We start from the raw sequence: 22314 nt of genomic DNA, 5'->3' as shown, positions 1-22314 counted from the left end.
GGGAGATTGAGGCGCTGGGAGACTGAACTTCAGGGCACAACTGTGATCCGCCCCGCCGCCGGGTCCAGCCGCACCTGCGCGCCCAGCGGCAGCGTCAGTTGCGGGCTGGTGTGGCCAAAATCCACGTTCGCCGCCACTGTCAGGTCCTCGCGTCCGGCCTCGCGCAGCACGCGGCGAACCCAGCCGTACAGTTCTTGCACCATCGCTGGCGTGTAGCCCCTCGGACGGGCCAGCAGCAACCCGGCAGCGCGGCCCAGGATGCCCTGCGCGGCGTAGTTTCTGAGCCAGTAGCCCACCTGATGCGGCGCGGGAACATCCTCGCTGGTTTCCAGTGCCAGCACCGCGCCGTTCCACAATTCCGGGGCGGGCCAGCCAGGGGTACCGTTCAGCATGTCCAGCACCCCCAGGCAGCCGCCCATCAGGTGGCCCTGTGCGGGCGCGTCGCCCTGGAGCCACTGCCAGCCGTCTCCCAGCATGAAGGGGCGGCGAACTTCCTGCAAAGATTCATCCTGCCAGTCGCTGAAATGCTCCGTCCATTCCGGGGCAGGGGAGAGGTCAAAGGGCTGGGGTTTATCCACCAGCGCGCGGCGAATGCCCTGTACGGTAAAGGGGTGCAGCCCGCCGTTCTCGGCCAGATCGGTCAGCAGCGCCGGGCCATGGTAGGGCATCACCCCGGCACGCAGGAAAGCCAGCAGCGTGACCGTGCTGTCGCTGAAGCCCAGAAACGGCTTGGGATGGGCGCGGATCAGGTCCAAGTCGAGGAAGGGCAGCAGGCGCACGCTGTCATCGCCGCCGATGATGCTCAGCAGGCCGTCAATCTCTGGATTCTGAAGAGCCCAGTGCAAGTCGTCGGCGCGGGCCTGCGGGTGGGCGTACAGGTACTCCTCACCGCGCAGGGCGTTGGGGGCCAGCGTGATCTCCCAGCCGAATTCATCGGCCACCTGACGCACTCCGGCGCGGTAGCGGCCCATCACATCGGTCACGAAACCGCTGGACAGGCTCAGGGCGGCCACGCGCGAACCGGGCGGCAGGCGGGCTGGACGGAGGAAAGTGGGCGACACCCGATCAAGGTAAAGCAGCCTGCGCTCAGATGCTGCTTGCCGGGGCGTTCCGCTTCAGAAAGATGCTCAGCCCGAGACCCGGATCTCCAGTTCCCCCGCCCCGGCGCGGTCTACGGCAATGGCCTGCGCCACCTCTTCCGGCGAGATCGAACCCTTGGGGGCTTTGCCCACCTGCGCCCACAGTTCGGTGTCCACGGCAGGGGGCAGAACCAGGGCCACCGTGACGCCGCGCGCTTCCAGCCGGGCCACCTCGGCGGCGCGGGCCAGGGCGGCCTTGCTGGCGGCGTACTGCGAGAAACCGCGCGCCGTGACCAGTTCGGGGCGGGCGCCCAGCAAATACACCCGCCCGCCCTTGTTCATGCGCGCCAGTCCGTGCTTGAGGACCCACAGCGGCCCGAAATAGTTGGCGTTCCACACCGCGCGTACCCTGCCGGGGTCCGCGTCCTTGAGGGGTTCGGGCATCGCCGCCCCTGCCGCGTAGATCAACGTGTCCAGGCCGTCCAGGCCCTCGAACAGCATTTTAACGTGGCTTTCGTAGCCCAGGTCCGCCACCCTGGAGGCCGCGCCCAGTTCTCCGGCCAGCGCCGACAGTTTGGCCCCGTCGCGCCCGCTGAGGGTCAGTGTTGCGCCCGCCCCCGCCAGTGCCCGCGCCGTCGCCGCGCCGATGCCGCCGGTGGCTCCCAGAATTAAAGTGTTCATTCCTTACCGTAGCCGAGGGGAGGGAAACGGTCGGTACGGGGCCGTACGGAGCGGGTGTCCAGAGCATTTGTCCGAACAACAGCAGCGGGGAAGGAGACTCCTGATGCCTCCATTCTCTCCTGCGGAGCTGTGCCCATCCCAGATACTCGGCAAAATCCACTCACTTTATTCGGTCAAAAGTGAACAGCTCTTTTGACAAATGCTCTAGGAGGGCGGTGGACGGGCCTCGGGCTGCACCCAGCGGTCCCTCTGCCCCATCCAGTCCCGCAGTTCCTCCAGACCGTCGTCGCTCAGGTGTCCGGTGGGGTGGCCGCCGCCCTGCCCCACCGTCCAGCCGCGTTTGTTGGCCTCGTCGGGCAGGCCGCGCAGCAGGTACTGCCCCGGCTCCAGCGGCGAGGCGAGGTCCAGCGTCACCACGTTCGAGAAGTGTTCCAGTTCAAAGCGCCGGTTCAGCCGCTCCTCCCGGTCATGGTCCGTGCTGGACACCCCGAAGAACAGCAGAAACGGTCCCAGGTCCGGCATGGACCTTCCTGTCCGCCTGCGCCGGACGCTCAGGCGGATCACTCGTGTCTCGTGCATGCCCTATTGTCGGACACTTTTCCGCGTGCCGGGCGGGGTCAACTGTCCCCGCCGTTTCTCCGGCCCCTCAGCCCAGCAACGGCCACTCCTTCAGCGGCGCGTAAAAGCCGCCCGGTCCCGGCTTCCGCATCAGGGTGATCGCCCGTGCAGAGAAGGTCAGCGGCTCCCGTTCCAGATCGGCAAATTCAGCCTGCGCCGCCGTCAGCAGTTCCGGCAATTCCACGCCACGCCGTTTCAGGGCCAGCGACAGGTGGAGCTGAAGGCCCGGCCTCTCGTAACCAAAGAAACGCGCGGGCCTGAGGGCATCCAGCAGGGCCAGATGCAGGCGCACGGCTTCGGCGCTGCCTGCCTTCAGATACACGGCGGTGCCGTTGCCGAACAGTCTGGGACCACCGATCTCTAGAGAAAAAGGCGGATGCCGGGCCACCACCGCCCGCAAATCCTCCGGCCAATCCGGCACCTCCGGCGACAGGCCGCTGCGGGCCTTGACGGTGAGGTGCGGGACAGCGGCGGCGTCTTTCAGACCGTATTGCGAGCGGAACCGCTGGATTCGCGCGCCCAGTCCAGGGGGCGGCAGCACGGCCAGCAAAAAGGAGGGCGCCATGTTCAGTCGGCTTAGACCGCCGCCGTTTCGGCCAGACGCTCCAGCACCGCCGGGTCTTCCAGCGTGCTGGTGTCGCCCTGAATTTCCTTGCCCGCCGCGATCTGGCGCAGGAAACGGCGCATGATCTTGCCGCTGCGGGTCTTGGGCAGGGCGTCGGCGATGTAGATGGCGTCGGGCCGGGCCAGCGCGCCGATCTCACGGGTGACATAGGCACGCAGCTCTTTGGGGTCCACCGTCTGCCCGCCCTGCGTGAGCACAAAGGCCACCACGCTCTCGCCCTTGATATCGTCCGGGCGGCCCACCACGGCTGCCTCGGCCACGCTGGGATGGGCCACCAGCGCCGACTCGATCTCCATCGTCCCCAGACGGTGGCCCGAAACGTTGAGCACGTCGTCCACGCGGCCCACCACGGTGATGTAGCCGTCGGCGTCGCGGCGTGCGCCGTCCCCGGCGAAATACACGTGCGGGATCTCGCCCCAGTAGGTCTTGCAGTAGCGCTCGTCGTCGCCGTAGACGGTGCGCAGCATGCTGGGCCAGGGGCGCTTGATGACCAGCAGGCCGCCCTCGTCTGGCCCCAGTTCCTGACCGTCACGGGTCATGATGGCGGGTTCGATGCCGTACATCGGCAGGCCCGCGCTGCCGGGTTTGGCAGGGTGCGCCCCCGGCAGGGTAGTCAGCATGATCGAGCCGGTCTCGGTCTGCCACCAGGTATCCACCACCGGGCAGCGGTCCCCGCCGATCACGCGGGCGTACCACACCCACGCCTGCGGGTTGATCGGCTCGCCCACCGAACCCAGCAGGCGCAGGCTGCTCAGGTCATATTTTGCCGGAATCTCATCGCCCTGGCGCATCAGCGCGCGGATGGCGGTGGGCGCGGTGTACAGGATGGTGACCTTGTGCTTCTGCACGATGTCCCAGAAGCGGCCCCAGTCCGGGTAATTGGGTGCGCCCTCGTACAGCACCACGGTTGCGCCGTTCAGCAACGGGCCGTAGACGCTGTAGCTGTGGCCGGTGACCCAGCCCACATCGGCGGTACACCAGAACACGTCGTCGTCTTTCAGGTCAAAGACCGTCCCGGTGGTCAGGTAGGTGCCCACCATGTAGCCGCCGGTGGTGTGCAGCACGCCCTTAGGCTTGCCAGTAGAGCCGGAGGTGTACAGCACGAAGAGTGGGTGATCGCTGTCCAGCGGCGCGGCCTCGTGCTCGTCGTGGGCGGCGGCCAGCGCCTCATGCCACCACACGTCGCGGCCCTCTTTCATGGGTGGGTGGGAATCCGCGCGGTTGACCACCAGCATGCGTTCCAGGCCGGGGGCCTTGGCGGCGGCGTCGTCGGCATTGGCCTTGAGGTTCACCAGCCCGCCGCGCCGCTGCCCCGCGTCGGCAGTGATCAGCACTTTGCTCTGGCAGTCGTTGATGCGGTCCGCCAGCGCGGAAACGCTGAAGCCCCCGAAGACCACGCTGTGGACCGCGCCGATCCGGGCACAGGCCAGCATGGCGACCGCCGCCTCCGGGATCAGCGGCAGGTACAGGGTCACGCGGTCCCCGCTCTGCACGTCCAGCGCCAGCAGAGCGTTGGCGGCCCGCTTGACCTGCGACAGCAGTTCGGCATACGTCAGCGTGCGGACCTCACTGTCCTCGCCCTCCCAGATAAAGGCGCGCTTATCGCCCAGGCCGCGCTCCACCTGCCGGTCCAGCGCGTTGTAGGCCAGGTTGGTCTGGCCGCCCACGAACCAGCGGGCGTGCGGCTCTCGCCAGTCCAGCACCTGATCCCAGGGCTTCATCCACTCCAGCTCCCCGGCCACTTCTCCCCAGAAGGCGTCGGGATCGTCCAGGCTCTGGCGGTAGCGGCGGTCGTACTCCTTGCGCGTGACCTTCGCCCCCGCCGCAAAGTCGGCGGGCGGCTGGATCACGCGGGTTTCGTGCAGCATGTTGTCAATTTGATCGCTGGATGTGGGGTGCGTCATGGGGGAAAACCTCCGGGAGAGGACAGGGGGTACGGGGGAGTGGGGTCGCGGCCCGGCGGCGCGGACCTTGACCTGAAGTTGTGGCTGACGCCCACTGTACGCCGCCCGTCCAGCAGGCGCGGCATCTGTTACCGCTCAGGGACTGGACCCGGTTCAAGACACGGCGTTTAACGTTTGCTGCGGGCCGACTGTCTGGACATTGCTGTCTGGGGCGCTGCTGTGCGGGGCGCTGCTCGTGGGGGCGTGGGCTGTGGAGCAACTGGCTGGACCACGCCGAAGCGCCACTGCGCGCCCAGAAAGGCTGCCAGCGCGAGGACCAGCGCCGAGATGTCCGGGCGCAGTAGCAACCCCAGTGCCAGCGCCAGACCCATCGCTGGAATCGCCAGCAACGCCATGCGGACCAGCCGCTGGAAAGACGCTTCCGGCAGCGGCCAGTAGCGGGAGTAGACCACACCCAGCGCAAAGCCCAGCGCGGTCAGCCCCAGACAGGTCAGCACACCGCCGGGCGACAGCGGGTCCGCGCCCGGCGTGAAGGCGCGTGAAAGCAGCGTGAACGCCAGGAGCACGACATTCAGGCCCAGCCAGAAACGCAGCAGGGGCAGCAGGGATGGCCATCGGGGGCTGGGCTGGGACGTCATGTGGTGAACAAGTCTAGCAGATGACACACTGGTTCCGGGACTGCCCTGACATTCGCCATGCCGGGCAGCGCTTGACCTTCCAGATCGAAATAGGCCCGCTCTGAAAAATCCGTTCCCTGAACAGTGACAGCAATGACCATTGCTGAAAAATGGGTATTGTGTCGCTACGGATAAAGCAAAGGGTTGGTGAAGCGTCGGCGGTCGGGTCCTGGCCCATTTGTACAGAGACGACGAGCGTGTGACCCAGAAAGCGGGAACTTTTTCCGCCCGCGCCCGCCCCCTGAGGTCCGGAACGCCCCGCCCCAAGAGGAGAAACACATGACCCAGACGCCCGGCTCCACGTCTACCGCTCCGCCTGGCCCGGTCCACAGCGGCCTGACACCCGAGCAACGCCAGAGTTACTGGCGCAAGAACCTGAGCCTGACACTGACGCTGCTGGCGGTGTGGTTTGTGGTCCCATACCTGCTGGGCATCATCTTCTCCGGCAACCTGAACACGGTCAAGCTGGGGCAAGCCCCGCTGGGGTTTTGGATCGCGCAGCAGGGATCGATTTACGTCTTTATCGTCCTGATCGCCGTCTACGCCGTCCGCATGAACGCACTTGACCGGGCGACCGGGGTGGAAGGCTGATGTCGGTTCAGGTCTGGACCTACATTCTGGTGGCCATCACCTTCAGTCTGTATATCGGCATCGCCCTGGCCACGCGGGTGCGCGACACCAAGAGTTTCTATATTGCCGGGCAGGGCATTCCGCCGCTGTGGAACGGCATGGCGATTGCCGCCGACTGGATGAGCGCGGCCAGTTTCCTGTCGATCACCGGCATCATCGCCTTCACCGGCTACGACGGCTCGGTGTACCTGATGGGCTGGACCGGCGGCTACGTGCTGCTGGCGCTGCTGATCGCGCCCTTTTTGCGAAGGTTCGGCAAGTTCACGGTGCCGGACTTCGTGGGAGACCGCTACGGCTCGCAGGCGCTGCGGGCGCTGGCCGCCCTGACCGCCATCTTGATCTCGTTTGTGTACGTGGCCGGGCAGATGCGCGGCGTGGGCGTGGTCTTCAGCCGCTTCCTGAATACCGACATCACCACCGGCGTGATCATTGGCGTGTTCTTGGTGTTCCTGTACGCCAGCCTGTCAGGTATGAAGGGCATCACCTGGACGCAGGTGTCGCAGTACATCGTGCTGATCCTGGCCTTTATCATTCCCGCCGCCGCCATCAGCCTGCAACTCAGCGGCAACCCAATTCCACAACTGGGCTTCCTGAACATCGTGGGTGACCTGAACGGCCTGCAAGAGCAACTGGGGTTCTCGGCCTATACCGCGCAGAACAAGACCAACACCGACCTCTTCGCCATTACCATGGCCCTGATGGTCGGCACGGCGGGGCTGCCGCACGTCATCACGCGCTTTTACACCACGCCCACCGTGCAGGGCGCGCGGACCAGCGCCATCTGGGCCATCGTCTTTATCTCGCTGCTGTACACCACGGTGCCCGCCCTGGCGATCTTCGCCAAGACCAACCTGATCAACAGCCTGGAAAACAAGCCCTATGCCAGCGCCCCTGCGTGGTTCAAGAACTGGGAGCGCACCAAGCTGGTGGTCTTTACCGACAAGAACGGCGACGGCCTGATGCAGTACAAGCCGGGCAACGCCTTTCTCAAGACCAGCACAGGTGGCAACGACTTCGAGAAGCCGGATCCGGCCAACGCCAACGAGCTGTACATCGACAACGACATCATCGTGCTGGCCACGCCTGAAGTCGCCAACCTCAGCCCCTTTTTGATCGCGCTGGTCGCCGCCGGGGGGCTGGCCGCCGCGCTGTCCACCGCGTCGGGCCTGCTGATCACGGTCTCGGGGGCAGTGGCGCACGATATCTATTACAAGCTGATCAATCCCAACGCCACCGAGGGCGCGCGGCTGCTGGCTGGGCGGATCACGGTGGGGCTGGCCGCCATTGCCGCCGGGTACTTCGGCATCAATCCGCCGGGCTTCGTGGCGCAGGTGGTGGCGCTGGCCTTTGGCCTGGCTGCCGCGTCGTTCTTCCCGCTGCTGGTGATGGGCATCTTCGATAAGCGCATGAACTGGCAGGGCGCGATGGCCGGGCTGCTGCTGGGCCTGGGCTTTACACTGGTCTACATCATCAACTTCACGCCCAGCCTGGGCGGGCGCGGCACCCCGGACGGCCTGTTCCTGGGCATCAGCACCACCGGCATCGGCACGGTGGGCATGCTGATCAATTTCGTGGTGGCCTTTGTGGTCAGCCGCCTGACCCCCGCCCCCAGCGAGCGCGTGCAGGAGCTGGTGGAAAGCGTCCGCTACCCCTCGGGCACGCTCACCGAGGCGCAGACCCACTGAGGGCAGAACTTTTAACAGAAGGAAGGGAGAAGTGGGCCGCTAAGCCACCTCTCCCTTCCTCCCTGTTCTTGACCCCAAGAAGGCTTTAAACTTTCCCGGATCGGTCCCATTCAGCTCTTGACAGTCTGGCCCGCTGGCCCCTATACTTCCCTGTGGCCGACCAGGATGGGTCAGGCAGGAGTGAATTGGTAGTTTCCAGTTTTCAAAATTAACGCCCAACCACAGGAACGCAGCCGAGCAGGTTGCGGGTTCTGATTGCGCCATTGATAGGCCCTTTGCCTCCGCTCCAGTTCTTCGTTTTTAGCTTATTTCCAGTTTCAATTCTACGGTACGCCGTATAACAGAGGTCTTTTTCCGCCCCGAAAAGACCGTGAGTAGCAGACAGGGTGCGTGCGAGGTGTGCATGAGTTTTATCGGTAAAGAGTCCCGCATCGAACGGTTCGGCGAGATCAGCGAGGTCATTCCGCTTCCCAACCTGACCGAAGTTCAGGTCAACTCCTTCCGCGCGTTTTTGCAGGCCGACCGCGCGCCGGACAAGCGCGATAACGTGGGCCTCCAGAGTGCGTTCAAGGAAGTCTTTCCCATCGACGAAACCGAGAAGGGCCGTTCCACGGGCCTGGTGCTCGACTACCTCGAATACCGCCTGGGCGACGCGCCCTACACCCCCGAAGAGTGCCGCGAGAAGGACCTGACCTATCAGGCCCCGATGTACGCCAAGTTGCAACTGATCCACAAGGACAGCGGTCTGATCAAGGAAGACCAGGTGTTCCTGGGCGACCTGCCCCTCATGACCGAGGACGGCTCGTTCGTGATCAACGGCGCGGACCGCGTGGTGATCTCGCAGATTCACCGCAGCCCCGGCGTGTACTTCACCTCCAGCTACAAGGGCATCAAGAAGCTGTACACTGGCGCGATTATCCCCATGCCCAAGCGCGGTCCCTGGATCGAGCTGGAAGTCGTGGGCGGCGTGATGGAGATGAAGGTCAACAAGCGCAAGTTCCCTGTGGCCATGTTGCTGCGCGTGCTGGGCTACGACGACGCCAGCCTCAAGGCGCTGTTCAGCGAATTCGATACCAACCCCGAACCCGCCGAGGACAAGAGCGCGGGCATGGGGGCGGACGAGGCGTTGCTGCGCCTGTTCACGGTGCTGCGTCCGGGCGATCCGCCCAAGCGCGACAAGGCCACCCAGTACCTGTACGGGCTGCTGGCCGATCCGCGCCGCTACGACCTGGGCAAGCCGGGCCGCTTCAAGATGAACCGCAAGCTGGGCCTGGCGCGCGAGGAATACACCCTGCTGACCTTCGCGGACGGCAAGTTCAGCGACGCCGGACTGGTGGACACCATCCGCTACCTGATGGCGCTGCACCACGGCCACGCCACCGTGTCCATGATGGGGCCAGAAGGCAAGCTGCACGACGTGCCGGTGGGCGAGGACGACATCGATCACCTGGGCAACCGACGCGTGCGCACCGTGGGCGAACTGCTGGCCGATCAACTGCGCGTGGGCATGGGCCGCATGGCGCGCGGTGTGCGCGAGCGCATGCTGCTGGGCAACCCCGACGCCGCCACCCCCACCAAGCTGGTCAACAATCGCCCCATCGTGGCGGCCATGCGCGAGTTCTTCGGGCGCAGCCAGCTTTCTCAGTTCAAGGACCAGACCAACCCGCTGTCTGACCTGCGCCACAAGCGCCGCATCTCCGCGCTGGGGCCAGGCGGGCTGACCCGCGAGCGCGCAGGCTTCGACGTGCGAGACGTTCACCGCACGCACTACGGGCGCATCTGTCCGATCGAAACGCCGGAAGGTGCCAACATCGGCCTGATTTCCAGTCTGGCCTCATATGCCAAGGTCAACCCGCTGGGCTTCATCGAGGCTCCTTACCGCCGGGTCAAGGACGGCAACGTCAGCGAGACGGTGGAGTACATGACCGCCGACATCGAGGACCGGTACACGGTGGCGCAGGCCAACAGTCCGCTGAACGCCGACAACACCTTTGCCGACGAGCGCGTGCTGGCCCGCCGCAAGGGTGACCCGCTGTGGTACACCCCCGACGAAGTCGACTACATGGACGTCTCGCCGAAGCAGATCGTCTCGATCAACACCAGCCTCATTCCCTTCCTGGAGCACGATGACGCCAACCGCGCCCTGATGGGGTCCAACATGCAGTCGCAGGCCGTGCCCCTCGTGCGCGCCGACAGCCCCGCCGTGGGGACGGGTGTGGAGCGCCGCGTGGTCACCGATTCCGGCACCAGCGTCGTCAGTGACGTGACGGGCCGCGTGACCTACGTGGACGCCCGCGCCATTCAGATCACGCTGGCCGAGGATTCCGCCGCCGCCGGAATGGTCACGGGCAATGTCCGCACCTTCGAGCTGGTGCGCTTTACCCGCAGCAACCAGGGGACCAACCTCGATCAGCATCCCATCGTGAGCGTGGGCGACGAGGTCAAGGCCGGACAGGTCATCGCCGACGGCCCGGCCAGTGACCGGGGCCGCCTGGCGCTGGGACAGAACATCACCATCGCCATCATGCCCTTCGACGGCTACAACTTCGAGGATGCCATCTGCATCAACGAGGGCCTGATCCGCAAGGACTTCTACACCTCGGTCCACATCGAGAAAGACGAGATTGACGCCCGCGACACCAAGCTGGGGCCGGAAAAGATCACCCGCGACATCCCCGGTCTCAGTGAAGCCGCGCTACGCGACTTGGACGAGGACGGCATCGTGCGCGTGGGTGCCGAGGTCAAGCCCGGCGACATTCTGGTGGGCAAGACTTCCTTTAAGGGAGAAAGCGAACCCACACCCGAAGAACGCCTGCTGCGCTCGATCTTCGGTGAGAAGGCCCGCGAAGTGAAGGACACCTCGCTGCGCGTGCAGTCCGGTCAGGGCGGCATCGTGGTCAAGACCGTGCGCTTCCGCCGGGGCGACGAGGGCGTGGACCTCAAGCCCGGCGTGCGCGAGATGGTGCGCGTGTACGTGGCGCAGAAGCGTCAGTTGCAGGTGGGCGACAAGGTGGCCAACCGACACGGCAACAAGGGCGTCGTCTCCAAGATCATGGCCCCCGAGGACATGCCCTACCTGGAAGACGGCACCCCCGTCGATCTGGTCTTCAACCCGCTGGGCGTTCCCAGCCGCATGAACCTGGGCCAGATTCTGGAAACGCACCTGGGCGAAGTCGCGCGCCTGACCGGCCAGAAGTTCGAGACCCCGGTGTTCGACTCGGTTACCGAGGCCACCATCAAGGAAATGCTGGAAGTCGCTGCCGCCGAGAGGTTGCAGGCCCGCAAGGACGACGGCTTCGAGCTGGACAAGCGCGAGCAGGAAGTACTGGACCGCGCCGGGAAACTGGGCGTCATCAGCAAGGCCAGCGTCGATTACGAGGCTGCGCAGATGCAATTGGCCCGCACCGGCAAGAGCATCCTGTTCGACGGACGCAGCGGCGAGCCGATTAGCGGCCCCGTGGTGGTGGGGACCATGTACGTCATGAAGCTGTACCACATGGTGGAAGACAAGCTGCACGCCCGCTCCACCGGCCCCTACAGCCTGATCACCCAGCAGCCGCTGGGCGGCAAGGCGCAGTTCGGCGGCCAGCGCTTCGGCGAGATGGAAGTGTGGGCGCTCGAAGCCTACGGCGCGGCGCACACCCTCCAGGAAATGCTGACCATCAAGTCCGATGACATCGACGGGCGCGACGCCGCGTACCAGAGCATCGTCAAGGGCGAGGAAGTCTCGGGCAGCACCATCCCCGAGTCGTTCAAGGTGCTGGTCAAGGAACTCCACTCGCTGGGCCTGAACGTGGAAGTGCTGGACGCCGGGGACCGCCCCGTGGACATCTTCGAAGGGATGATGCCCAAGCGCTAACGCGCTGTCTCAAGGCTGAAGGTCTAACCGTCTAACCGCCAGAAGGACTTGATTCTCAGCTTTTTGCGGTTAGACCATTAGACAGTTTGACGGTTTGACCTAACTCCCAAGGAGTTTCAATGAAAGATTTCAGCAAAGTCCGTATCGCCATTGCCAGCCCGGAAAAAGTCCGCGAGTGGAGCTTTGGCGAGGTTGAAAAGCCCGAAACCATCAATTACCGCACCCTCAAGCCTGAGCGCGAAGGCCTGTTCGACGAGCGCATCTTTGGGCCACAGAAGGACTACGAGTGCGCCTGCGGCAAGTACAAGCGCCAGCGTTACGAGGGCAAGGTCTGCGAGCGTTGCGGCGTGGAAGTCACGTCCAGCAAGGTGCGCCGCTACCGCATGGGTCACATCGATCTGGCGACGCCTGCCGCGCACATCTGGTACGTCAAGGACAGCCCCAGCAAGATCGGCACGCTGCTGGACCTGAGCGCCGGGCAACTGGAAAAGGTCCTGTACTTCAGCTCCTTCCTGGTCACCGATCCCCGCAATGCCCAGAAGGACGGGCGGCCCCTCAAGCGTGGCGAACTGCTGACCGACGACGAGTATCGCGAACTGCGTTTCGGGCGGCAGGAAACCTACACCATTCCCAACGGTCAGGAAGCCGTGGTGGGGGACGGCGAGTACGTCACGCGCGGCCAGACCCTGGGCGGCAACGTGGTCGCAAAGATGGACGGCCTGGCGCAGTACCGCTTCCCGCGCCGCGCCGAGATCGCCTACCGCGAGGAGGTGGAGGCGTCGCTGCCCCTGCCCTCCGACGCGCTGGTCGATCAGGACGCCTTCCGCGCCGGGGAAATCCTGGCCGAGCTGGAAGCCGACGTGAGCATCACCGCCCCCGTCGCCGGAACCGCCTTCCTGGCCGAGATGGGCGAGGATTCCGTGATGGTGGTCATCCGCGAAAGCGTGGAAGCCGCCCCGGTGGAGCAGGATGAGAACGGCGAGGACATCGAAGTCGAGACCCCGTTGGGTGAAGTGCTGGCCCGCGTGTACCTGCCGCAGGGCATGGACGTCGCGGTGGCGCACGGCGAGATCATCGAGGCCGGAGCCACGCTGGCGGAAGCCAAGTCCGGCCAGCGCCTGCGCGTCAGCCGCGACAGCCGCCTGAGTGAAGTGAAGCTGCCCAAGAAAGGCGACGCCACCGTGACCGCGCACTGGACCCGCCGCGCCGAGTACCCGATCAACCCCACCATGCACGTGCTGGTCGGCGACGGCAGCGATGTCGAGGCCGGGCAGAGAGTGGTGGGCGCAATTGACACCGCCGAGGAAATCACTGCCGAGGCCAACGGGACCATCACGCTGCACGCTCCTGCCAGCGTCATCGTGTCCAAGGCCAAGGTCTACCCGTATGAGGACGAACCCCTCGTGGTGATCGGGGACCGCGTGGAACCCGGCGACGAGCTGGCCGACGGCGGCAACCTGAGAAGCGAGATCTCGGGCCGCATCGAGATTGACCTGGTTCGCAAGCAGGTCCGCGTGATCGAGTCCTACGATTTCGAGGCCAAGATGGGCGCGGAGGCCGTCAAGGAACTCCTCGACGACATCGATCTGGACGTGCTGGAAGCCGAGCTGAACGAGGCGATGGGTGATTCCTCGCGCCACAAGCGGGCCAAGTCCCGCAAGCGGCTGGAAGTCACGCGCGCCTTCAAGCGCAGCGGCAACCACCCCTCGTGGATGATCCTGAACACCGTGCCGGTGATGCCGCCCGATCTGCGCCCGATGGTGCAGGTGGACGGTGGACGCTTCGCCACCTCGGATCTGAACGATCTTTATCGCCGCCTGATCAACCGCAACAACCGCCTCAAGAAGCTGATCGGCCAGGGTGCGCCCGACATGATCATCCGCAACGAGAAGCGCATGTTGCAGGAAGCGGTGGACGCCCTGATAGACAACGGACGGCGCGGCAGCCCCGTAACTAATCCCGGCTCGGACCGCAGCCTGCGCTCGTTGACAGACTTGCTGGGCGGCAAGCAGGGGCGTTTCCGCCAGAACCTGCTGGGCAAGCGCGTGGACTACTCCGGGCGCAGCGTGATCGTGGTCGGCCCGCAGCTCAAGCTGCACCAGTGTGGTGTTCCCAAGCGCATGGCCCTGGAACTGTTCAAGCCCTTCCTGTTCAAGGTGCTGGAAGAGAAGGGCGAGGTCACCAACATCAAGCAGGCCCGCAAGATGCTCGAACGCTACCGCGACACCCGCGATAGCGTCTGGGACGCGCTGGAAGAGGTGATCGAGGACAAGGTGGTGCTGCTCAACCGCGCGCCCACACTGCACCGCCTCGGCATTCAGGCGTTTGAGCCGGTGCTGGTGGAAGGCCAGAGCATCCAGCTCCACCCGCTGGTCTGTGAAGCCTTCAACGCCGACTTCGACGGCGATCAGATGGCGATCCACGTCCCCCTCAGCGCGCAGGCGCAGGCCGAAGCCCGCATTCAGATGCTGGCCTCGCACAACCTGCTGTCTCCGGCCAACGGTGAGCCGAACGTCAAGCCCAGCCGCGACATCATCCTGGGCATCTTCACGCTGACCCAACTGCGCCACGACAACCTGGGCGCGGGAACCGACTTCGCCGACGAGAATGCCGCGTTGCAGGCCCTTGAGGACGACAAGGTGGCCCTCAACAGCCCGATCACCGTGCGCGGCGTGGCCACCAGCCCCGGACGCCTGAAGTACAACTTCTCCAGCCCTGACGAGGCGATCATGGCCGTCGAGCGCGGCGGCCTAGACTACCAGGACCACGTCCGCATCCGCCTGAACGGCACCATCTACGAGACCAGCGCCGGGCGCGTGATGTTCCGCCGTCTGGTGCAGGAAGCGCTGGGCAATCAGGCCGCCCTAGTGGACACTCTGGTGGATCTGGATACCGCCTACGAGAAGGACCATCTCAAGGACATGGTGATGGCCTGCTTCAAGCACCTCGGCATCGAGGCCACCGCCGGGCTGCTGGACGCCCTCAAGGACAGCGGCTTCAAGCTGTCCACCTCCTCGGGCATCACCATCGGCATCGACGACATCGTGATTCCGCCCAGCAAGGGTGAGATCCTGGCCCGCGCCGACGAGCAGGTCGCCGAGATCGAGCAGAACTACGAGTTCGGCTTCATGACCGACGAGGAGCGCTACAAGCAGGTCGTGCAACTGTGGAATGAGACCAAGGATGAGATCAAGAACGCCATGTTCGACAATTTCAGCCAGAACTACCCCTTCAACCCGCTGTGGATCATGAGCCAGTCGGGTGCGCGCGGTAATGCCCAGCAGATCACCCAGCTCGCCGGGATGCGCGGCTTGATGGCCCGCCCCGACGGCTCAACAATCGAGGTGCCGATCCGCGCCAGCTTCCGTGAAGGCCTGACCGTGCTGGAATACTTCATCAGCACGCACGGTGCGCGTAAGGGCGGTGCCGATACCGCCCTGCGGACCGCCGACTCCGGTTACCTGACCCGCAAACTGGTGGACGTGGCCCACGAGGTTGTCGTGCGCGACGTGGACTGCGGCACTACCGACTACAGCACCATCAGCCTGGGCGTAACCGACGAGCGCAGCGGCGAGTGGCGCGCCCGCAAGGCCAGCGAGATCGAGACCAGCATCTATGGCCGCACCCTGACGGCGGACGTGGAACTGTCTGACGGCAGCACCATCCGCGAGGGCGAGATGCTGTCGCTGGAGCATGTCAAGGCGATTACCAGGGACGCCAAGGTCTTGCTGGACATCTTTGTCCGCACCCCGCTGAACTGCCGGGTCAAGAGCGGCGTGTGCCAGAAGTGCTACGGCTATGACCTGTCACAGGCCAAGCCGGTCAGCATGGGTGAGGCCGTGGGCGTGGTGGCTGCCGAGTCCATCGGCGAACCCGGCACGCAGCTCACCATGCGGACCTTCCACACCGGCGGCGTGGCGGGCAGCGGCGACATCACCATGGGTCTGCCGCGCGTGATCGAGCTGTTCGAGGCCCGCAAGCCCAAGGTTCCGGCGCTGATCGCCGACACTACCGGCGTCATTCACATCACCGAGGAAGACGAGCGCTACCTGATCAAGGTGGAGGCCGACGACGCCCAGTTCAGCGGCAAGCTGCACAAGGTGTCGCGCGCCACCCGCCTGCTCCCTGAAATCAAGGACGGCGCGCACGTTGAGGCCGGTCAGCAACTGACACGCGGGGCCGTCAACCCGCACGATCTGCTGGAGCACAAGGACAACGAATCTGCCCAGAAGTACCTGGTGGACGAGGTGCAGCGCGTGTACCGCAGCCAGGGCGTGAAGGTCCACGACAAGCACATCGAGGTGATCATCCGCCAGATGCTGCGCTACGTGGAAATCGTGGACGGTGGCAGCACCGATCTCCTGGAAGGCCAGACCGTCGAGCGCTGGGAAGTGGACGCGGCCAACAACGCGCTGGGCGAGGACACCACGCCGTCGAGCTGGAAGCCCGTGCTGCTGGGCATCACCAAGAGCAGCCTGACCACCAAGAGCTGGCTGTCTGCGGCCTCCTTCCAGCACACCACCCACGTGCTGACCGAGGCCAGCATGAAGGGCCAGGTCGACGATCTGATCGGCCTCAAGGAAAACGTCATCCTGGGCAAGCTGATTCCGGCGGGCACCGGCCTGCTGACTGTCCGCGATATGCAGGTGGCCGACGACCGCACGCTGGAGAAGTACGGCGAGAGCAACAACAGCAGTGACTCCGTGACTGGGGACCGCAGCTACGACGACACCCGCCCCGGTGTGGTGAACGAGAACGTCACCTACACCAACTGAGCGCGGTAGCTCAGGGCGAAACGCCGGAAAGCTGAGATGAGAATCCCCAGCTGGAAACGGGTGGGGCTTTCTTGTTCGGTGCTTGGGCGAAAAAGGACTGCGGCCTGCTGTTCGAGCTTTGCAGTCTGCCCGGTGATCCCCTCGCCCTGGTTGCCTTTCTAACATCCCTGTCTCGCAAGGGGGATGACAAGGCACCCCTGCCTTTTTCCGCAAGCCCTCATACGGATTCCGTTTGTTTCGTGGATGAATCGGGAAAGCGCCGATTTATCCACTCCATGTCCAGAAACCGTTGTTCTCCTGCTCGCTGTCTTGTCCAGAGTAGCGCCAATGAGGACGCTTAGACGCTCCCTCGGATTTCCAGGTGTCTCCAACACCTTCCAATCGGAATCCTTATCACTCCTCCAGTGACGTCTATACCGTGCTATTCGTGGGTGGATGGATCAGGCCCAAGCTCTGTGCAGGGGCCAAACGAAAAAACAACCCCTGTCCTGCGGAAGTTGTGGTCTGTGGGATGAATTTGACAGTGCGTGCGGAACCCGAACTCAAAAACTCAGTCGAGCGGGAACCCCTGTTGCTGGTGAAAGGGCAGAACGCGGTACGCGAAAATCTGGATCAGGCGCGGATCAAAGGCCATGCCGGAGTGTTGCAGCAGGTACGTGGCGGCCTCGTCGGCAGTCCAGGCGGCGCGGTACGGACGGTCCGAGACCAGGGCGTCGTACACGTCGGTCACCTTGAGCAGGCGGGCCAGCAGCGGGATGGATTCGCCGATCAGCCCCATCGGGTAGCCCTCGCCGTCCCAGCGTTCGTGGTGATACAGAATGCCATCCAGAGTTTCATCGTCGATCTGTGGTGCCGTGCGTGCTAGACGGTAGCCCAGACCGGGGTGCTGCTGGATCACATCAAACTCGGCGGGCGTCAGGGCAGCGGGCTTGTTCAGGATGCGCGGATCAATGGCTGCTTTGCCGATGTCATGGAGCAGTCCAGCCCACACGATCTGCCGGACATCCCGTTCATTGTGGATCAGGTCTGCGGCAATGGCCAGTTTCAGGGTCAGTTCGGCTACCCGACGTTCATGTCCCTCGCAGGGGCGGCCCACGACAGCCGTGACCCAGGCGCTGGCCTCCTGGAAATTGGCCTCGACCGTCAGGTCAAGGGTGCTCGAATCAGCTTTCCAGACCCCATTACCCGGGTTGTTCCAGGACGCCCAGTTAGAACTCATTCCAGGCCAGCACAGGACAGGCGACCCATCCGGAACGAGAGGCCGTCCATACGGTTGGTCAGCAAGGAAGGGCTGGCCTGGCGTACGTTGGAAGTTTCAGCGATCTGCTGTGCCTGCTTTCCGGCGGTAGTGTTGAAGGCTTCACGGACTTGCTGCATTTTGCGGAGGTAGGATACGGCCATGTCAGCCGCCTCAATTCCCGATGGTGCTGGATTGGGCAGTGGGAGTGGGAGCACTTTCGAGTCCCGTGTAGTTTCCTACTTTGGCTCCAGCAGTTCCTAGGCTCACGCTAAGAGTAAGGACGAGTGCGATAAAGGTGCGCAGGTTTTTCTTCATGAGGCTATTCTATGCGGCATGATGTGAAAAAACGTTTTAACCGTGCTGCACAGCTCCAATCGGATTTCGATGCTGGAGAATACACTACTGTTTTAACAGCCCTGAGTGAGCAGTCGGATCTGACCCCAAAGGAACTGGCTTGGCTGGGTATATCTTTTCTCAGAACCAGTCAGTTTGTAGCGGCTGAGGAGCCATTAGAGCTGGCGATGGCTTTGGGTGATAACGAAGCGAGGGTAGAGTATGGCAACTACTTACGCGCTGTCGGTGAGAATAAAAGAGCCGCTGACCATTTTGAAGAAATTACCCCTCATCTCTCTGGTGAGTTGCTTTTCAGGACTCTTCGCTGGCATGGTGTTGTTCTTCAAAATCTGGGGCATGAAAATGCAATAAGAAAGATTGAAGAGGCTCGGCGTGGATATCTGTCATTGGGTCAAAAACAAATAGTGGCGCGCATATCCCATACTCTTGCCTTCGCTTACATAGCGCGTGGCGAAGTGCAAACTGCATTGAAATTTATAAACAGTGCCATCCCTATTCTCGAAAAAGATTCAAATAGAAGACCACTATTAGCTGCTGTAAACACACTTATTGATATTCAGATAGAAGGAGGTTTAATAGAGGATGCTCATGAAAGTTTGAATAGAGCAGAGAATATACTTCATGATTTCCCAAATGAACACAGCTCTCTTCAGCTACATGCCCGCCGTGTCGATCTAATGCTCTTTAGCGGTGATTACGCGGGATTCTGTGAAAGTTTGATCGATTTAGCGAATCGTGCGGAAATGCTTCAAGAATTTTATATCACCGAGTATGCCCTCTCCCACCTCGCCAACCATTACAGCCGTATCGGGGAACATGCCGAGGCGGTTCGCACGATTGCCCGCCTGCGCGCCCTGAATCCAGATCTGTCGCTGTACGCGCGGGTGGTGCTGGCGATGATGGCCCTGCGGCGCGGCGATAGCGCCTCGGCGCTGCGGATGCATCTGGAGGTGCGTGAGGACGCCCTGCGGCGCGGCGCACACATTGACGCCACCCGCGCGCTGCTGCTGGCGGCGTTCAGTGCCTACCGTATGAACGATCTGCCGCGCTGCACGCAACTCCTGTCGGAGGCGCTGCTGGAACTGGCCGGGCAGCCGCGCTCGCAGTCCCAGGCAGCCATCGCGCCGGACCTGCGGGAAATCGAGGAAATGCTGGCCTACGCCCGCCTGCAACCCAACCTGGCCCCGATGCTGGAAGCCGCGCTGGAAGACGTTTCCTCGCTGAGCGGGACCATGCGCGACGACCTGTTCACCAGCGGCATGCGCCTGGAAATCATGACGCTGGGCCAGGAACTGGTGCTGCGCGACGGGATTCCCTGCGCCATGCGGGTGCGCGGCAGCGTGGCAGTGCTGGCTTACCTGGCGCTGCATCCGCGCAGCACCCGCCAGGACGTGGTGACGCAGCTCTGGCCTGACCGCGATCCCAAGAAAGCCGCCACGTATTTCCGGCAGTGCATCACCGACATCCGCGAGGCGATGGGCGCGGACGTGATCCTGGTGGAGGGCGCGCACCAGGCCCCCGAATACCGCCTGAGCAGCAAGGCCAGCCTTACGCTGGACAGTCAGCGGGTGCTGCAACTGATCGCGGGCGGCCAGTTGCCCGCTGCCGTGGCTGCCTACAAGGGCGAATTCCTGCCCAGCCTTCAGGAAAGCGAGTGGGCCGAGGAACAGCGCATGACCATTCAGCGGGCGCTGGTGGGCTCACTGCGGGCGGAGTTGCGGGCCGCGCAGATCGAGCGGGGGCAGGAGCGGCGCGTGGTGCTGCTGGCCACCGCCATCCTGAGTATCGATCCCAACGACACCGAGACCGAGGACCTGCGCCTGGACGTGGCGCGGCAGGTGTCCAGCCCCTCGGAAATCGCCCGCTTCGAGGCTGAGCGACATAGAAAGATGAACTGAACGCATGGAAACAGGGATGCGCCTGTTGGATGGTTCAGCAGGAGCCGGAGCGACCAATTCCGCCGCTTCGATACTGGACAACAGACGCTTATCGACGTAAAATCAAACTGTACGGTACGGTTTGGATTTCAGCACTAAAGGAGCAGATCTTTGGTCTCAATGTCCCCCCGCGCTCAGGCCAAACGTCAGCAGATCACGGCTGCCGCCCGGCAGCTCTTCCTGGCGCAGGGGTACGCGCGGACCACCACCGAGGCCATCGCGCGGGCGGGGGGGGTCAGCAAGCAGACGCTGTACGCCTACTTTCCCGGCAAGGTGGAGCTGCTGGCTGCCATCGTCGAGCAGGAACTGGCAGACCTGGAGCCGGGTCAGCCGGATCAGGTCCCGCCGCAGAGCCTGGCGGAATTGCGGCGACGCCTGCTGGGGGTGGCGGGGGCCGTGACCGGACGGCTGCTGAATGCCGACGCCCTGGCCCTGCTGCGCCTGCTGATCGGTGAGGCGATGCATCTGCCCGAACTGCGCGGGCTGCTACGCCAGGCGTTTCCGGCGCGGATACTGTCGACTGCCGAGCGTCTTCTGGCCGCTGCCGATCATGCGGGGCTGATCCACGCGCCGTCCCCCGAACTGAGCGCCCGCATGTTCATCGGGCCAGTCATGAGTTTTATCGCGCTGGACGGTCTGTTCAGCAACACGCTGCCCACACCGCCCGATTCAGCCACCCTGGCGCGGCTGGTGGACCTGTTTTTGCTCACGGTGGCCCCTGGAAGTGAACAGGCTGATGGGTAGAACGGTTGAGGAAACTGAGGTGCTGATCGCAGGGGCTGGCCCCACCGGGCTGCTGCTGGCGCTGTGGCTGACCCGGCTGGGCGTGCGGGTGCGGACTGTGGACCCCAAACCCGGTCCCACCACCGAGACCCGCGCCATCGCGGTGCAGGCGCGCACGCTGGAATTCTATGACCAGCTCGGCCTGGGCGAAGATGCCCTGGCGCGGGGCCGCCATGCGGCGGGACTAAGCTTGTGGGCGCGGGGGCACGCACGGGCGGGCGTCGATCTGCGCGGCGCGGGTGCGAGGCTGACCCCCCATCCCGACATCTTCATCCTGACCCAGGACCAGAACGAGGCGCTGCTGCTCGCTCACCTGACGGCGCTGGGCGGCGCGGTGGAATGGCAGACCGCCCTGACGGACCTGACCCAGGACGCGGGCGGCGTCACGGCCACCCTGGAGCGGGCCGGGAAGACCGAGGTCGTCCGGGCCGCCTACCTGGCGGGATGCGACGGCGCGGGCAGTACGGTACGCCACGGCCTGGGCGTGCCTCTGTCCGGCGGCACCTACCCGCAACGTTTTTACGTGGCCGATGTGAGCGCCAGCGGCCCGCTGAGCGAGGACCGGGTCAACGTCTCGCTGGACGACGATCAGTTTCTGGCCTTCTTCCCGATGCCAGGCAAGCACCACTGGCGCGTCGTGGGACAGGTGCCAGCGGGGGTGGGCGAGGCCATTACATTCGGGACCGTGCGCCCGCAGATCGACTCGCAACGCATCGCACAGGTGACGGCGGTGCACTGGTTTTCCAGCTACCGCGTGCATCACCGGGTGGCTGATCAGTTTCAGGTCGGGCGGACCTTTTTGCTGGGAGACGCCGCGCATGTCCACAGTCCGGTGGGCGGGCAGGGCATGAACACGGGCCTGGGGGACGCGGCCAATCTGGCCTGGAAACTGGCGCAGGCGCTCGGGGGCCGTCCCGCTGCCCTGGCCACCTACGGCCCGGAGCGGCGGCCCTTTGCCGCCTCGCTGGTGAATACCACGGACCGCATTTTCGGCGGCGTGGTGGACCCCTCGCCGCTGGCCCGCGCGGTCCGCACGCGCGTGATTCCGGCGGCGCTGGGCGTGTTGACCCGTCCGGCAGCCGTTCGCCGCCTGGCGTTTTTGCGGCTCTCGCAACTCCTGATCCACTACCCGCACAGCCCGCTGAGTGTGGGCCGCGCGGGCCGGGTCCGGGGTGGGGACCGCCTGCCGTGGGTGCTGGCGGAGAGGGGCAGCAACTTTGACGCGCTCCAGTCGCTGCGCTGGCAGATGCATGTCTACGGCACGCCGTCGCCGGAACTGCTGGCCTGGTGCGCCGCGCGGGAGCTGCCGCTGCACGCCTTTGCCTTCGGGACGGCGGCTGGGCGGGCCGGACTTCTTCAGGACGCCCCCTATCTGGTTCGCCCGGACGGCCACGTGGGCCTGACCACGCCCCGGTTCAAGCCGCGCGAGGCCGACGCCTACGCGAGTCGCTGGCTGCCCGCCTGAAA

Annotated in this window: 15 protein-coding genes; 7 read left to right on the top strand and 8 right to left on the bottom strand. The window is 64.5% G+C overall.

All coding sequences use genetic code 11. The annotated features are described in order from the left end of the window. Positions 1-29: 29 nt before the first annotated feature. From Q322_RS0111450 to Q322_RS0111425, 6 genes are all read right to left on the bottom strand, one after another. Complete coding sequence (locus Q322_RS0111450; protein ID WP_029478048.1) at positions 30-1061, bottom strand: S66 family peptidase; 1032 nt, start codon at positions 1059-1061, stop codon at positions 30-32. A 66-nt stretch (positions 1062-1127) separates the two neighbouring features. Next, positions 1128-1760, bottom strand: a complete 633-nt coding sequence (locus Q322_RS0111445) for an SDR family NAD(P)-dependent oxidoreductase (protein ID WP_029478047.1) — start codon at positions 1758-1760, stop codon at positions 1128-1130. Positions 1761-1964: 204 nt separating this feature from the next. Next, positions 1965-2339: a hypothetical protein gene (locus tag Q322_RS0111440; protein ID WP_029478046.1), complete on the bottom strand. Its 375-nt coding sequence runs from the start codon at positions 2337-2339 to the stop codon at positions 1965-1967. Positions 2340-2406: 67 nt separating this feature from the next. Then, positions 2407-2943: a 2'-5' RNA ligase family protein gene (locus Q322_RS0111435; protein WP_029478045.1), complete on the bottom strand. Its 537-nt coding sequence runs from the start codon at positions 2941-2943 to the stop codon at positions 2407-2409. A gap of 11 nt (positions 2944-2954) precedes the next feature. Next, positions 2955-4907, bottom strand: coding sequence for an acetate--CoA ligase (gene acs, locus Q322_RS0111430; protein WP_029478044.1), 1953 nt, complete (start codon positions 4905-4907; stop codon positions 2955-2957). 167 nt (positions 4908-5074) lie between these two features. Further along, positions 5075-5545 (bottom strand): hypothetical protein, encoded by a 471-nt coding sequence (locus Q322_RS0111425; protein ID WP_051668470.1) that lies wholly within the window; start codon positions 5543-5545, stop codon positions 5075-5077. 318 nt (positions 5546-5863) lie between these two features. Between Q322_RS0111425 and Q322_RS0111420 the strand changes: the two genes are divergently transcribed. From Q322_RS0111420 to rpoC, 4 genes are all read left to right on the top strand, one after another. Then, positions 5864-6175, top strand: coding sequence for a DUF4212 domain-containing protein (locus Q322_RS0111420; protein WP_084147949.1), 312 nt, complete (start codon positions 5864-5866; stop codon positions 6173-6175). Then, positions 6175-7899: a sodium:solute symporter family protein gene (locus Q322_RS0111415; protein ID WP_029478041.1), complete on the top strand. Its 1725-nt coding sequence runs from the start codon at positions 6175-6177 to the stop codon at positions 7897-7899. The genes Q322_RS0111420 and Q322_RS0111415 overlap by 1 nt, the downstream gene beginning before the upstream one ends. A 403-nt stretch (positions 7900-8302) precedes the next feature. After that, the gene (gene rpoB / locus Q322_RS0111410; protein WP_029478040.1) at positions 8303-11758 is read left to right on the top strand and encodes a DNA-directed RNA polymerase subunit beta; all 3456 of its coding nucleotides are present in this window, start codon (positions 8303-8305) and stop codon (positions 11756-11758) included. 119 nt (positions 11759-11877) lie between these two features. Beyond that, positions 11878-16533 (top strand): DNA-directed RNA polymerase subunit beta', encoded by a 4656-nt coding sequence (gene rpoC / locus Q322_RS0111405; protein WP_029478039.1) that lies wholly within the window; start codon positions 11878-11880, stop codon positions 16531-16533. Positions 16534-17083: 550 nt separating this feature from the next. On the opposite strand, the gene Q322_RS0111400 is transcribed toward rpoC, so the two are convergent. Further along, the gene (locus Q322_RS0111400; protein WP_051668469.1) at positions 17084-17752 is read right to left on the bottom strand and encodes an HD-GYP domain-containing protein; all 669 of its coding nucleotides are present in this window, start codon (positions 17750-17752) and stop codon (positions 17084-17086) included. After that, a complete protein-coding gene (locus tag Q322_RS0111395) occupies positions 17749-17934 on the bottom strand; it encodes a hypothetical protein (protein ID WP_029478037.1) in 186 nt (61 codons plus the stop codon). The genes Q322_RS0111400 and Q322_RS0111395 overlap by 4 nt, the downstream gene beginning before the upstream one ends. A gap of 936 nt (positions 17935-18870) precedes the next feature. On the opposite strand from Q322_RS0111395, the gene Q322_RS0111385 reads away from it, so the two are divergent. From Q322_RS0111385 to Q322_RS0111375, 3 genes are all read left to right on the top strand, one after another. Continuing rightward, positions 18871-20025, top strand: a complete 1155-nt coding sequence (locus Q322_RS0111385; protein WP_029478036.1) for an AfsR/SARP family transcriptional regulator — start codon at positions 18871-18873, stop codon at positions 20023-20025. Between the two features lie 159 nt (positions 20026-20184). After that, entirely contained in the window at positions 20185-20808 is a 624-nt protein-coding gene (locus Q322_RS0111380; RefSeq protein WP_029478035.1) for a TetR/AcrR family transcriptional regulator, read from the top strand. Then, on the top strand, positions 20801-22312 hold the full coding sequence (locus Q322_RS0111375; RefSeq protein ID WP_084147948.1) for an FAD-dependent monooxygenase: 1512 nt from the start codon (positions 20801-20803) through the stop codon (positions 22310-22312). Before Q322_RS0111380 ends, Q322_RS0111375 begins: the two co-directional genes overlap by 8 nt. The last annotated feature ends 2 nt before the right edge of the window (positions 22313-22314 follow it).

This window comes from Deinococcus frigens DSM 12807 (genome assembly GCF_000701425.1).
Classification (GTDB): Bacteria; Deinococcota; Deinococci; order Deinococcales; family Deinococcaceae; genus Deinococcus; species Deinococcus frigens.
The sequence above is the reverse complement of the archived record's forward strand: the minus strand, read 5'-3'. Positions and strand labels throughout refer to the sequence as shown.